This window comes from Candidatus Poribacteria bacterium (assembly GCA_016866785.1).
Classification (GTDB): Bacteria; Poribacteria; WGA-4E.
In genome coordinates this window covers 1-13,687 of sequence record VGLH01000113.1, presented here as the reverse complement: position 1 = coordinate 13,687, position 13,687 = coordinate 1, and the positions used below count along the sequence as shown (strand labels likewise).

At 66.2% G+C, this 13,687-nt stretch carries 12 protein-coding genes; 5 read left to right on the top strand and 7 right to left on the bottom strand.

Going from position 1 to position 13,687, the window contains the following annotated elements:
- Positions 1–9 precede the first annotated feature (9 nt).
- Positions 10–2,127: a HEAT repeat domain-containing protein gene (locus FJZ36_14560; GenBank protein MBM3216126.1), complete on the top strand. Its 2,118-nt coding sequence runs from the start codon at positions 10–12 to the stop codon at positions 2,125–2,127.
- A 16-nt stretch (positions 2,128–2,143) separates the two neighbouring features.
- Here the strand turns inward: FJZ36_14560 and FJZ36_14555 are convergent, their stop codons facing one another.
- The 7 genes from FJZ36_14555 to FJZ36_14525 form a co-directional block, all read right to left on the bottom strand.
- Positions 2,144–3,154, bottom strand: coding sequence for an acetyl-CoA carboxylase carboxyltransferase subunit alpha (locus FJZ36_14555; GenBank protein MBM3216125.1), 1,011 nt, complete (start codon positions 3,152–3,154; stop codon positions 2,144–2,146).
- 5 nt (positions 3,155–3,159) lie between these two features.
- Positions 3,160–4,350, bottom strand: coding sequence for a DNA-protecting protein DprA (dprA, locus tag FJZ36_14550; GenBank protein ID MBM3216124.1), 1,191 nt, complete (start codon positions 4,348–4,350; stop codon positions 3,160–3,162).
- Positions 4,351–4,374: 24 nt separating this feature from the next.
- Positions 4,375–4,980 (bottom strand): hypothetical protein, encoded by a 606-nt coding sequence (locus FJZ36_14545; GenBank protein ID MBM3216123.1) that lies wholly within the window; start codon positions 4,978–4,980, stop codon positions 4,375–4,377.
- A 46-nt stretch (positions 4,981–5,026) separates the two neighbouring features.
- Entirely contained in the window at positions 5,027–6,634 is a 1,608-nt protein-coding gene (locus tag FJZ36_14540; protein MBM3216122.1) for a cysteine--tRNA ligase, read from the bottom strand.
- Between the two features lie 11 nt (positions 6,635–6,645).
- Positions 6,646–7,866: a 2-C-methyl-D-erythritol 4-phosphate cytidylyltransferase gene (ispD, locus tag FJZ36_14535; GenBank protein MBM3216121.1), complete on the bottom strand. Its 1,221-nt coding sequence runs from the start codon at positions 7,864–7,866 to the stop codon at positions 6,646–6,648.
- Between the two features lie 6 nt (positions 7,867–7,872).
- A complete protein-coding gene (locus FJZ36_14530) occupies positions 7,873–8,865 on the bottom strand; it encodes a TRAM domain-containing protein (protein MBM3216120.1) in 993 nt (330 codons plus the stop codon).
- 118 nt (positions 8,866–8,983) lie between these two features.
- The gene (locus FJZ36_14525; GenBank protein MBM3216119.1) at positions 8,984–9,874 is read right to left on the bottom strand and encodes a hypothetical protein; all 891 of its coding nucleotides are present in this window, start codon (positions 9,872–9,874) and stop codon (positions 8,984–8,986) included.
- A gap of 263 nt (positions 9,875–10,137) precedes the next feature.
- On the opposite strand from FJZ36_14525, the gene FJZ36_14520 reads away from it, so the two are divergent.
- The 4 genes from FJZ36_14520 to FJZ36_14505 form a co-directional block, all read left to right on the top strand.
- The gene (locus FJZ36_14520) at positions 10,138–10,941 is read left to right on the top strand and encodes an aldo/keto reductase (GenBank protein ID MBM3216118.1); all 804 of its coding nucleotides are present in this window, start codon (positions 10,138–10,140) and stop codon (positions 10,939–10,941) included.
- 26 nt (positions 10,942–10,967) lie between these two features.
- Entirely contained in the window at positions 10,968–11,828 is an 861-nt protein-coding gene (locus tag FJZ36_14515) for a phytanoyl-CoA dioxygenase family protein (protein ID MBM3216117.1), read from the top strand.
- Positions 11,829–11,838: 10 nt separating this feature from the next.
- Complete coding sequence (locus tag FJZ36_14510) at positions 11,839–12,939, top strand: CapA family protein (protein MBM3216116.1); 1,101 nt, start codon at positions 11,839–11,841, stop codon at positions 12,937–12,939.
- 32 nt (positions 12,940–12,971) lie between these two features.
- A partial coding sequence (locus FJZ36_14505; protein MBM3216115.1) for a hypothetical protein occupies positions 12,972–13,687 on the top strand: 716 nt, incomplete at its 3' end.

Genomic DNA, 13,687 nt, shown 5'->3' with positions numbered 1-13,687 from the left:
CGCGAGGAGATGCTGGAGACGTTCGCCATCGAGACCGTCGGGAGCTTCACCGCGAGCGTGCTGATGACCGTCGCGCTGGACTTTGAGAACGGCGAAGCCAATGCGCGGGAGCTCCTCGCGACGGTCAAGGTAGAGCCGTTTCTGCTGGAAGCGGTTCGCGAATCGACTCGCTGGCAGAGCCGTCTCGCCGCGTTCAATGCGCTCGGGAAGATCATCCGAGCCCTGCCGGTGGAGATGCGCTTCTCTCTGCTCGACTTCAGCACGGTTCACGCGATCACGTCGTACAGCATGGATCCGCAAGAGAACATCTGGGTGCAGTGCAGGGCGATCCAGCGCCTCGCCGAGATGCAGACGATGGACGCCGTCATCGTGATGCGGTCGAGGCTGCTCATGGACGAGTCCGGTATCTACGACAACCTGTTCGTCCGCCGGGCGATTCTCGATGCCATCGTGGAGAACTACCGGAACGAAGACGGGCTCGACCTGCTGCGCGACTTGGCGGAACAGCGCGATCCGAGCGACTACGTCCGGGTTCGCCTGATGACGGCGCTCGCGAAGCTCGGCATGCCGGAGTCGCGCGAGCTGCTCCGTCGGTTCGTCGAGGGCGGCTTCGATGAGACGTGCCCGCAGATGAGAGCCCAGGCGGTCTCCAAGTTCGGAGGAATCGCCCGCGATGCGGCGATGTTCGGCGACATGGACGCGTTCGAGGAGGCGGCTCGAGCCATCGCCTGGGCGGCGGAACATGCCGACCATCCGCTGGTTCAGCGCGTGGCGTTCGAGGAAGCCGAGGCGATCTGCAACGCTCGGGCGACCACCAAGGAAGGTGTCGATGCCCTCGACCGCATCCCGTTGGCTGCAATCGAGAACGTGTTGAGGCGCGCGGAGCTGCCGGGGACCGTGCGCCACTGGGCGACGCAGGCGTGGGAGGGCATCGTCGTCGCCTCCATTCCGGGATATGAGTCGATGCGGACGGAGTTCCTCCCTCGGCTGCAGCAGGTCGAGCCCGGGAAGCGCTATTCGATCTCCAGCGCGGGAATACCTCCGGAGGGCATCTTGGGCAGGTTCCTCGCGGCGTTCATGGCCGATCGAATCCCGCGCTCCAAGGTGTTCGCGGAGATTCTGGTCATGGACATCAGCGCGCACAAGCACTTCCTGATCGGCACCAACCTGAGCGGCTTGCACGGCTACATGCTCGATGCGCTGGGGAGGCGGCTCGAGAACCTCTATCTGATCCATCCGGAACGGCTGAGCGACACGCCGTCCGAGAGTCTTTCGACGCACGCGCTCGCGAGCGTGGATCGCGTGCTCGACGAATTGACGGTAGAAGCCCGGAGCAGCGAGGACGTCGTGCGCCTGCTGTCGGCGATGTTGACGGGCGTTGGGCTGAGCCCGGAGTTCGTGGCGTCGGTGACCTCGGACGCGGGGTTGCTCAGCGCCATCGAGTCGGCGCATGGGCTCCCGGCTTCAGACCGCGAGTGGGAGCGGAACGAAGCGCCGCAAGCCAAAGCCGACGCGGACAGACTGGCGGAGCGGATCGCCTCCGAGGGCATCGATCCGCTCGTGGCAGGCTCAGTCGCGCAGTTCCTGCTCACGTACGTCCACGATGCCGCCGAGGTGCATGAACTCCGCGAGTTCGTTCGATCCCAGGTGTCGTCGCAGGGCATGCCCGCAGCGTCGCTGGATGGGCTGAGCGCGAGGGTACGGGCATGCGCCTCGGGCGTCCACAAGCGGTCGATCGAGGTGATCCCCGACGCGGGCGCGACAGGCGACCAGATCATCGACCGGATCGCGCGATGCTCCCCGCCCGGATTCACCGTGCGGATCATGGGAGTCCAGAACATCAAGGGAACCGGGCTCGATTTCGCCTATCGATGGCTTTCACTGGAGAAGGTCCACGAGTCTCTGCCCAAGCTGGAGTCCCACGACGACCGGGTCCGCATGGACACGTTCGACAGCCGGAGTCGCAGCAGGAAGGCGGCGTCGGTCTTCCAAGACCTGGTCCGCGAGCGGATCAGCCACGAGATGGCGGCGGTGCAACTGCGCGAACTGACCAAGCGCCAGAAAGGCGGATGGCTGGAGAAAGATGTCCGCGCAGCGTGGCGGCGAGTGTTCGCGCCGCGTGCGTAGGCTTGGGACCCCGACTCTATGCCGTCTCGGATGCCGAGGAGCCGCCGTCGGTTGGGGGCGCTAGGGCGCTGGAATCGCCAGTGGCGAAGACACCGATGTTCCGGTATCGCCGGTACCGCTGGTCGATGAGCTCTTCGTCGGACAGGTAGGAGAGCGCCGATAGGTGTCGTCGGATCGTCCGTCGGACGCGCGCGAAGGTTTCCGCCGGGTTGCGGTGGGCTCCCCCCAAGGGTTCGGGAATCAACTCATCGACCACGCTCTGTTCTACGAGATCGCGCGCGGTGAGCTTGAGTCCCTCGGCAGCCTCGGGGGCGTGTTCGCCGGTATCTTTCCACAGGATGCCGCTGCACGCCTCGGGCGGAGCGACGCAGTAGACGGCGTACTCCAGCATGAGCACCACGTTGCCCATCGCGACTCCGAGCGCTCCGCCGCTGCCTCCTTCGCCGACCACGATGGCAATCATCGGCACAGGCAGTTGCGCCATCTCGAACAGGTTCTCCGCAATCGCCATCGCCTGACCGCGCAGCTCCGCGTTGGCGCCCGGATGCGCCGCCGGAGTATCGACGAAGCTCAGGATCGGTCGGCGGAACTTCGCGGCGAGCCGCATCAGGCGTCGAGCCTTGCGATAGCCCTCCGGGTGCATCATGCCGAAGTTGGTCTGGATGTTCTCCTTCGTGTTCCTGCCCTTCTGCTGAGCTAGGTACACGACAGGCTTGCCCTCGAACCAGCCGACGCCGCCCTGCAGCGCCGGATCGTCACCGTGGATATGGTCGCCGTAGAACGGCATGCAGTCTTCGAGCAGAGCGGCGACGTAGTCGGAGGAACGCGGTCTCTGCGGATGGCGCGCGAGCCAGACTGTCTGCCACGCGGTGAGCTCACCGTAGACGCGGGACGCTTCGCGCTCATAGGCGCGCTCAAGCGCGGCGATCTCCCGCGTGAGCTCGATACCGGCGTCCGCCGCCGCGGACCTCAAGTCCGCGAGCCGCTCCTCGACGGCGAGCAGTGGAGCCTCAAACTGGATGCCGATCGCGTTCATCGGGTCGATGATCCCTTCCGCGCGAAGCGCTTGCCGGGGTACTGGCGCACCAGCGTCTTCATCTCGAGCAGGAGAAGCGCCGCCGAGGCGCGTCCGGGGGTCAGCCCCGTCAACTGGGTCAGCGCGTCGATGTGAGTCGGCTCGTAAGTGAGCGCCTCCCAAACGAGCCGCTCATCCGCGCCGAGGTCCGGACTGGGCTCCGCGACCGCGCTGGCGGGCTGAACCGCCTTCCCGGCGCTGTGGGTTCCGCCGACGGTGCGCGTGGAGCGCTGGCGGGCGGCGAAGGTGCCCGGCTTCGTCATCTCCGAGATGACCGCGAAGACGTCCTCGGCGCTCTCGCAGGGCGTGGCTCCTTCGCTGAGCAGGCGCTGCGAGCCGGCGTTCAGGAAAGACGTCTGCCTCCACGGTACGGCGAACACCTCTTTGCCGCCCTGCTCCAAGGCGTAGTCGGCGGTCTTCAGCGCGCCGCTCCTCGCCGGCGCTTCGATGACAATCGTTGCCAGTGTGAGCCCGCTCATGACGCGGTTCCGACGAGGGAAGTTCCCCGCAATAGGGGGAACGCTCATCGGGAACTCGGAGAGGAGGGCTCCCGCACTAGTGACGCGTTCCGCGAGCGCTTCGTTCTCCGGCGGATAGACATGCGACAGTCCGCAGCCCATCACGGCTACGGTTCTGCCCGCTCCGTCGAGAGCGCCCTCGTGCGCGGCGGTGTCCACGCCCAGCGCGAAGCCGCTCACGACCGTGACGCCGCGCGCGGCGAGGTCCCTGGCGAGCTCGTACGCCTTGTCGCGTGCTGCCTCGGACGCCCGACGAGAACCCACGATGGTGACCGACGTGAGATCGGAGACGCCGAGCGAGCCGCGCAGGTAGAGCAGCGGCGGGGCGTTGTAGGTGTGGCGGAGCAGCGGCGGGTAGTCCTCGTCGCCGATCCTCAGGAACGCAACGTCGCTGCCCGCGAGTAGGCGTTCCTCAAGATCCGGCAAGCCCTCGGCGACTGCGCGCCGCACTTCCACTGCGATGGCTGGCGACAGACCCGCGCGCACCAGGTCGCGCTCGGTAGCGCGCAGCGTCTCGAGTCCAGACCCGAAGTGCGCCAACGCCTTGGTGAGGAGGGTCGAGCCGATGCCCGGAACGCAACTGAGCGTGATGAGCGCGCGCGTCTCGTCGTCCAGCTCCGTGACGGGCACGCTCGACCTCCCTCGCGATGCAGGCTACTGGGCTGACTCCGCCGCAGCCTGCTTGGGCACGTACTGGAAGATCTCCATCTCGTAGACGGAGCGCTCGCCGGTGTCCGCGCCACCCTGGTTGTTTCCGCCGCCACCGCCGCCACTGAAGAGGGCAAGCGGACGCTTGATGCGCAGCCGGACCTTCTTGGCGACGCCGCGCGTCGTGAGAACCGGGTTCTTGGGGATTGGGTTGCGATCCCATTCCCGGATCACGACCCACTCGCCCTTCTCGTTGAGGTAGTCCACGACAACCAGCATGCCGGTGCTGAGCTTCCGGTCTAGGTCCTTCGTGTAGATCATGATCTTGTTGATCTTGGTCGGTTCTGCGAACTTGATGGTTGCCGCTGTGTATTTCTCGGCGTCCATCCAGTTGGGATCGTCGCGCTCGGTGATCTCAGACCGAGTCGTCGCGAAGGTGAACCGGCTGCCGTCGTTGAACTCCGGCATGTTCGATTCCGCCTTCATGTCCACGCTGGCGAGATTGGCGCTCAGCGCGCCACCGGTCTCGCCGACAATCGCCGCGCATCCGGTCCACACGGTCAGCGTCGCGGCAAGTCCGAGCCATGCGACAGCATGACGCGTTCCGCTCATCGTTTCCTCCTTGGAGTTGGTCTGACGGCGCAACTCGTTGCGATGGTCATCCGGTCGACGGTTCCGCCCATTCCCATGTGGTTCCCGACGCCGTATCGCTGAGCCGGACGCCGGCGCTCGTGAGCATGTCGCGCAGAGCGTCCGCTTCCGCCCATGCTTTCCGATGCCGCGCGTCCAGCCGCCGGGCGACGAGGACATCGGCGATTCCTACGGCTGCTTCAGCGGAAGATGCTCCCTCTTCCAGAGCCCATCCCGACCCATCGCGCGCGTCATTGATGGCGACGCCGTGCTGCAGGAGGGCGTCCCGAAGCGCATCCGCCAAGCTCCAGTTCTTGTCGGCGCGGGCGCTGGCACGCAGTTCGAGGACGGCATCGGCTAGGGCTCTGAGGCGTTCTCCGGCGTCCTCGGTTCGCCGCGATCTCAGCCCGAGCATGTCGAAGACTTCGCCCAGGAAGTCCCGTCCGAGCGCCAACGCGGCGCGGTCGGATGCCGACAGCGTCTCATGTTCGGCGATGAACCGGTTCGTGGTCGTGACGAACTCGAAGAGCACGCCAATGCCACCGACGAAGTTGAAATCGTTATCGACGACCTCGACGAACCGCGTTCGGGCGTCTGCCACGGCGGCGGCGAACTCGTGGCTGTCCTCGCTCGACGCAGCGCCGTCCGCGGCTTTCTCGAGGGCGTTCAGGCATGCGTTCAGACGCCGCGCCGGGGCGATGTGCTCCTCGATCGCGGTGTCCGTGAAATCCGGTGGCTTGCGATAGTGGGTTGACAGCAGGTAGAGGCGTATGGCTTCGATGGGATACCGGTCGAGCGCGTCGCGGACGCGCACGAAGTTCCCCTCCGACTTGCCCATGCGCTTGCCGCCGATGCGCACCAGCGCGCCGTGCATCCAGTACCGCGCGAAGGGCTTGCCGGTGGCTCGTTCGCTCTGGGCGACTTCGTTCTCGTGATGCGGAAACATGAGATCCGCGCCGCCGGCGTGGATGTCGATGGACTCGCCGAGGTGCTTCATCACCATGGCAGAGCATTCGATGTGCCAGCCCGGTCTGCCCTTGCCCCAGGGGCTCTCCCACCAGGGTTCCCCGATTTTGCCGCGTTTCCACAGGGCGAAGTCCCGAGCGTCGCGCTTCTCCTCGTCCACGTCGACGCGAGCTCCGGCGCGGACATCCTCGGGCGACCTACCCGACAGCTTCCCATACTCGGGGAACTCATCGACGCTGAAGTAGACGCCGCTTCCGGTCGTATAGGCGGCGCCAGCGTCGAGCAGCCTGTCGATGAGCTGCTGGATCTCCTCCACGGTCTGCGTTGCGTGGGGGCTCGCACTGGGCGGCTTCACTCCGAGCCGAAGCATGTCCTCCGCGTACGCGGCGGCGTACCGAGACGCCCACTCGATGGCGTCGGCGTCGTTCTGCTGGGCGCGCTGGATGATCTTGTCGTCGATGTCGGTGACGTTCTGGGCGAATGTCACGGCGAAGCCGCGGTATTCGAGATAGCGGCGGATGGCATCGAAAACGACGAACGTTCTGGCGTTGTGGATGCCGATGTAGTCGTAGACCGTGGGTCCGCAGCAGTACATGCGGACCTTGCCCGGCTCCAGCGGCACGAAATCCTCGATGCGCCGTGAAAGGGTGTTGTAGAGTCGGAGCGCCATGAGTCCTCTTGTCAGCCCGATATGTCGTCGGCGCGGCGCAGCTCCAGCGTCGCAATCGCCTCGGTTTCGATGGCGAGCCGTTCGCCGACGGGTCCCATGCGTTCGCCGGTTTTCGCCTTCACGTTGACGCGTTCGATGTCGATCCCCAAAACGTCGGCGAGCCGCTCTCGGATCCGCCCGATGTGCGGATTCAGCTTCGGCGCTTCCGCCTTGACGGTGCTGTCGATGTTGACGATGCGGAACCGGCGGCTCACCAAATCGACCGTACGCGCCAGGAGCACCATGCTGTCGGCGCCGTGATACGCGGGATCGGTGTCTGGGAAGTGCGTCCCGATGTCACCCAACCCGGCGGCTCCCAAGAGCGCGTCGCAGATCGCGTGCGCGAGGGCGTCGGCGTCCGAGTGACCCAGCAGACCGTGCGTGTGCGGGACCTCGCACCCTCCCAAGATCAGCCGCCTACCTTCCGCGAGTCGGTGAACATCATAGCCCAAACCGGTGCGTATCGCCACCGGGCACGCGTCCGCCTGTTCCGCGCGGAGCAGCGCCGTCGCCAGCGGCAGGTCGTCGGGCGTGGTGATCTTGATGTTGCGTTCGTCGCCCATGACGAGTCGGGCTGCGACTCCGAGGCGTTCGACCAACGCCGCGTCGTCCGTCGCCTGGGTTCCTTCGGATCGCGCCTGCTCGTGGGCGCGCAAGAGCAGGTCACGGCGGAACGCCTGGGGCGTCTGGATGCGCCACAGGTTCTCGCGAGGAACCGGGTCCCCGGTCACGTGTTCATTCGATCCGCGTCGGAGCGTGTCCTTGGCGGGAACAGCGGTGGTGGCAGCGCCAGACGTGCGCGCCTGGTTCAGGACCCGCGCCACGAGGTCCGTGGGAACCAGCGGACGGGCTCCGTCGTGGACCACAACGTACTCAGCGTCGGAGGGAATCTGCTGGAGAGCTCGGAGCACCGACTCTTGGCGCGTCGCACCGCCCGAGACGATCCTGCGGATCGGCACGCCTGCGCAGCGAGGGAGGATTTCGGATTCGCAGAAGCCGATGTCTTCGGACGCAACGACGACCCAGATGCCGGCGCAGCTCGGTGATGTGCCGAGGCGGCGCAGCGTGTGCACCAGAAGGGGCTCGCCCTCGATGCGCAGGTAGGTTTTCTTCGTGGAACCACCGAGACGGGAACCGGTTCCGGCGGCGGGCACGATCACCTCGGCGAGAAGCGCGTCGAAAACGGAGTCCATCGCGCGTCACGCCTTCTCGTAGCGAGGGATGTCGTCTCGGATGCGCGCGAAGACCATCCTTCCGGCGCTCGTCTGGAGAACGCTGGTCACCTCGACGGCGAGCGTGCTGTTCATGTGGTGCTTGCCGCCATCGACGACGATCATCGTGCCGTCGTCGAGATAGGCGATTCCCTGCGCCGGTTCCTTGCCCTCTCGGACGATGCGTACGGTCAGCACTTCGCCCTGGAGAATCTCCGGCTTGACGGCGTTGGCGAGCGCATTGACGTTGAGCGCCGACACGCCCTGAAGCTCCGCCACCGACTTGAGGTTGGCGTCGTTGGTCAGAATCGTTCCGTCCATCCGCTTTGCCAGGGCGACGAGCTTGGCGTCCACGTCAGGGATATCCGGGAACTCGTCGTCGACGATCCGCACGATCAGCTCCGGGTCTTCCTGCAGGTCACCGAGAACCTGGATGCCGCGCCGACCCCTATTGCGGCGGAGCGTCTCGGAGGAATCCGCGATGTACTGGAGCTCGTTGAGGACGAACCGAGGGATGATGATCTCGCCGACGATGAAGCCCGTTCGGCAGATGCCAGCGATGCGTCCGTCGATGATGACGCTCGTGTCGAGGATTCGCGCGGTCGAGTCGGCGATACGAAGGCGGTCGCCGGAACGCGTAGCGTGGAAGGTCGCCGAGGCATGGTGGAAGCCGAGGACGCTGGCGGCGCAAGCGAGCGCCGCGAAGCACGCCGTGCCGGTCTGCACAAGCAGCTCTTGACCGCGAAGGATGCGGCTGAGGACGAGGGAACCCAGCGCCGTGATGGCAAGCCCTGCCAGCACGCCAATGACGATGGCTGTCCATCTGCCAACATCCGCGGGCGAGGAGTAGCGTTCGCCCAGGACGATCGCTCCGCTGATCAGCAGTGGGATCAGAGCGATCGGCGGACCCAGCGCCCACAGGCTCAGAGAAGCCGCGCCTCCCACGAGCAGGCAAACCGAGCGCACGAACCACGCCTGCATCGGAACACCCCTTCGGTCATGTCACCGGGTGACCAGATGCCGAAGTGACCGACAGCCGACACGTTGGCAATGATAGCATGCGGGGAGCGGTGGCAACCTTCGGCGCGTGTTCGCGGTTCTATGCCGTCGGCTGGGCTTCCTTGGCTGCCGCGCGCACGTCGTTGGGCAGTTGTCCCACGACCTGTCCACGCGACGTTCGGACCGAGACGAACCCCGACTCGCCGAAGATACCGAGCTCGCCGAGGGCGCGCCCATCCGGATCGGTGACGCGGATTGTGCCGTGGGTGGGGAGACCGCGCATGCGCGCTCTGGGCTTGCCGTCGGGCCCCAGCACGCCGATGACGCCGCCGTCGGGATCGGCTCCCATCTCGACCCGAGCTCCCCCGTCGGCACTGTAGATGTGGAACAACGCGCAACTGTCATCCGCGCGGATCTCGGCGCGAGTCGACTCGTCGTTGCCCAGAACGCGCATCGACCCGCCTTCCAGCAGCACTCTCATCGACGCGCGCGGCTGAGCATCGGCTCCGAAGATGGTGACTTCGCCGACGTTGTCCTCAACGCCCATCTCCGCACGCGACTTGCCGTCGGTTCCTGCGAGCTTGACCGAGCCGACGTTCCGCACGACGCCGAAGGTGGCGCGTGGCGTGGCGCCCGTCCCGTAGGCTCGCACGATGCCTCCGTTGTCGATGACGCGCATGCGAATGCGCGGCTTGCCGTCGTTCGCCATCACGTCCAACATGCCGCCCGCGCCGTCCGAGCTCAGGTCAGCCACGGGCCGCCCCTGGTCATCGACGACGAGGTGTTTGCAGGTGACTGTGTCGAAATCGCCCATTGTGCGGTGACTGCGTGCCGTTGCCGTACGGGTGGACAACACCCAACCGATGACCGCGACCCCAAGCGACGCAACAGCCGCTATCCGCCACACGCCCGCGTCGGGGACGAGCGTTCGCAACGCTAGGACGACGAAGGCGCCGCAAGCTGTGTAGACGACCCTGTGCAGAACGTTCATCGCTTCTCCCCAACCGTAAGGCTGACGAGCTTGGCTTCCATGCGACACGCACCATCGCACCGAAGCAAACTCACCTCGAGCGCCAACGCATGACGTGATGGTCAGCGGCGGCTCCGGGATGCCAAGCGTTCTGCGGGCGCTCCGTTTGTGCCCTGCCGACGCACCATGCTACAGTGAATGGAGCCACATGATGCGACTCAACTACAACATTATACTGGCTGGGTCTGCTTTTGTGCAATGCTAGCGCGGATGGGAGTACACGGATGCATACGGCGGTTCTGGGGCGAACGGGCATCGAGGTGAGTTACCTCGCGATCGGGACGGGTACGGCGGGCTGGAACGGATCGTCGAACCAGACACGGCTAGGGTTCCGCGAGTTCACGGATCTGCTGGTGTATGCCTACGAGAAGGGCATCCGGTTCGTGGACACCGCCGACCAATACGGCTCCCATCCGCACGTCGCCGAGATGCTCAAGCAAGTCGGGCGCGACAACGTCGTCCTGACGACGAAGACGACGGCGAAGTCGCGCGACGAGATCGTCCAGGCGGTTCCCCGGTTCCTCAAGGAGCTCGGCACGGACCGGCTCGACAACGTGCTGTTGCACTGCATGACCCAGGAAAACTGGAACCAGACGATGCGCCCGGTGATGGACGTGTTGTCCGACTTCAAGCGCCAGGGCGTCATGCGCGCTCTGGGGGTGTCCTGCCACAACTTCGCGGCGTTCGAGACGGCGGCGAAGGAGGACTGGGTCGACGTGGTGCTGGCTCGCATCAACTACGCGGGCGTCATCATGGACGAGCACCCCGACCATGTGATCCGCGTTCTGCGCCAGATGCACGATGCCGGCAAGGGCATCTACGGGATGAAGGTCATCGGGCAGAAGCAACTTGCCAGCGAGTGGCGTCACGCGGTCAAGTTCGTCTACGACCTGGATTGCGTCGACGCGATCACGATGGGCATGGAGTCCCGGGAAGAGATCGACCGGAACGTCGCGTATATCGAAGAGCTTCACAGCCAAGCGCCGACGAGCCCGCAGCGGGCTCCGGGAGTCTCGGCGCGCGTCTAGCTCGACCCGGCGAGGTCGGAGGTGACATGGCGACGCTACCCCAGGTTCCGAAGTCCGACGCTCGGACTCCGTTCGAGCGATTGTGCGAAGATGGTTTCTGCACCTTCCCGGGGACGTTGACGCGCGAGTTCGTCGCCGAACTGCGCGCCCTCACCGACCGGTACGTGGACGCGATGACCGATGAGGAGCGCCAGCGTCTGCGCTACCAGGGCAGCTCAGTCCTGCTGGATATCCAAGAACCTGTGTTCCGCCGTCTGATCGCATGGGACGCCAGCCTGGCGGCGCTCGCCAGCTTGGGCTACCCGGAGCCGATGTATTGGAGCGGGTTCATCCTCAGCAAGAACCCGGGTGCGCCTGCGCTCTACTGGCATCAGGACTACCCGTTCTGGGATGAACCTGTGAGCGCCGAGGCGGAACCGGCGCAGGTGTTCCTGATGTACTACCTGACGGATACGCGCCGCGAGAACGGCTGCCTCCGAGTGATCCCGGGAACCCATGCGCGCCGGATACCGTTCCACGATGAGCTTCCCGTCGCCCATACGGACGAGACGTACACCGCGCCGGAGGATTCCATCGCCTTTCTGGATCACCCGGACGCCATCGATGTGCCGGTGCGCGCTGGCGATTTGGTCATCGGCGATGCGCGCATCCTGCACGCGGCGCACCCCAACCGGTCAGACGAACGCCGGACCTGTCTGACGCTCTGGTACTACCCGCGTTACGGTCAGATGTCCGAGTCGCTGCGGTCGGCGCTGAGGGTTCCTCCGGTTCCCGACGATATCCCGGCGGAAGATCGCGCCAAGCTGCAGAGACTGCGCCCCATGTACACAGGAACCGCCGAACGTACGCCGTGGAACCGGACCCCGGGCATCCACCTGCGACCCTAGCGAGACCGCAATGGCGACGCCAAACGTCTGGCGTAGGCTCAAGTCGGCACGGTGGGTCGGCGTGTGCCTGAGCCTTTGGGCGCTCGCCTCGTCGTCCGGCGTCTGCCGCGAATGGCGGCTGCGCGTCGTCGGCGACCTCAGCTTCGGTCGAGACTGGACGCCGATCCTGCGCCGCGAGGGGCTCGACTACCCCGTCCGAGCGCTGGGAACCTACCTGTCCGAAGCAGAGCTCACGCTAGGGTTCCTCGACGGCAGCCTGTCCGACGGAGGCGAGCCGCAGCCCGGCGCGACGGAGCCAATGCGCTCCGCCCCGGATGTGGCTCCGGCGCTCGCAGCGGCGGGGTTTGATGGGCTGTGCATCGCGTCGCCGCATATCATGGACTTCGGCGGCGAAGGGTTCGGCGACACGCAGCGGCATCTGGAGACGCGCGGCGTCGCCGTCTTCGGCGCAGGCTTGAACGATACGCTGTCGCGGTTGTCGGCGGTTCTGACGGTCGGCGATCTGACCGTGTCCTGCCTCGGCTATCTCCACGGAATCCATCGCGCCCAGGCTGGTCAGGAGACGCCCGGGGCGAATCCGGCGCTGGCGTCGGCGCTGCGCGACGACATCGCGAACGCGAAACGGACGACGAACGTCGTCCTCGTGTTCATCCACTGGGGCGAGGGACGCGGCGACGATGTCGACGGCAAGCAGCGACTGATCGCGGAGATGGCGATCGACGCGGGCGCGGACGCGGTTTTCGGGCTGCGGCGCGGGACGTGGCAGGGAGCGCAATCGTACGCGGGCAAACCCATCTGCTACAGCCTGGGCGACTTCATCCGGGGGACGCGCTCGCTGCGATACGGACGCATTCTCATTCCCACGGTCGTGTTTGAGGACGCCGTTCCGCTGCGCGTCGAGTGGACGCCCGTCCGCATCGACGATGCCCTGAAACCGGGCGACGATCCCGCTTTGCGGCTCCAGCCGCGTCTCCTCTCCGCTGACGAAGCCCGCGAGCCCATTGAGATGTTCACGGATTTCTGCAAGACTCTGGGCACGTCCCTGGTCGCGCGGACCGTGGACGACCGAGTGGTGCTCGACATGCCATTGGCTTCCGAGCCTGCACGCTGATCGACGCGCAGCCTGCCCGTGGGGATCCGCCCATGCCCGAATCCGTCCGTATCGCGGTGATCGGCGGCGGGAGCCCGTTCGTCCTCTCGTTCATACACGGCTTGGCGGCGAACGCAGCCCGATGGATCGCGAGCGGCTTCGCGATCCATCTGTCGCTCTACGACCTGGCGCCCGAACGCGCGGCGCGATGGGCGCGGTACGCGGACGTGGCGTACAGACAGACCGGCTTGCCGATCCGTGCGTCGGTCGCCGGGAGCCGCGACGAAGCGCTGCGTGACTCCCGGCTCGTGCTCGTGTCGGCGGGGGCCCCCGACGCCTATTCGCTCGCCCACGCGATGCGGGACCAGTACGGCTTTCCCTACCACTCGATCCACGACGGACCCCCTGGCTTCGCCGCCGCCAAGCGGCTCTACCCGTTCTGCCGCGACATCGGGGAGGCGGCGATGCGCCTTTCGCCCAGGGCGCTGGTTCTGCTGCTGCCCAATCCGACCGATGCGCTGGCGAACGCCGTTGCGCGGGCGACGGGAGCGAACGTCGCTGGTCTATGCGTCGAGGTGGAGCACCTGCGCGACCATCTGGCGTACTACACGCGGCGCTCGCCGGAGAGCATCCAACTGGAACACGCCGGAGTGAACCACGACGGGTGGACGCTCCGGCTGTGGATCGACGGAGCCGACGGCTATCCACTGCTGCGCGGTGCGATTCCGGCGCTGCCGGAGCGCGACGACTTCCATCCGGGCAACTGGGG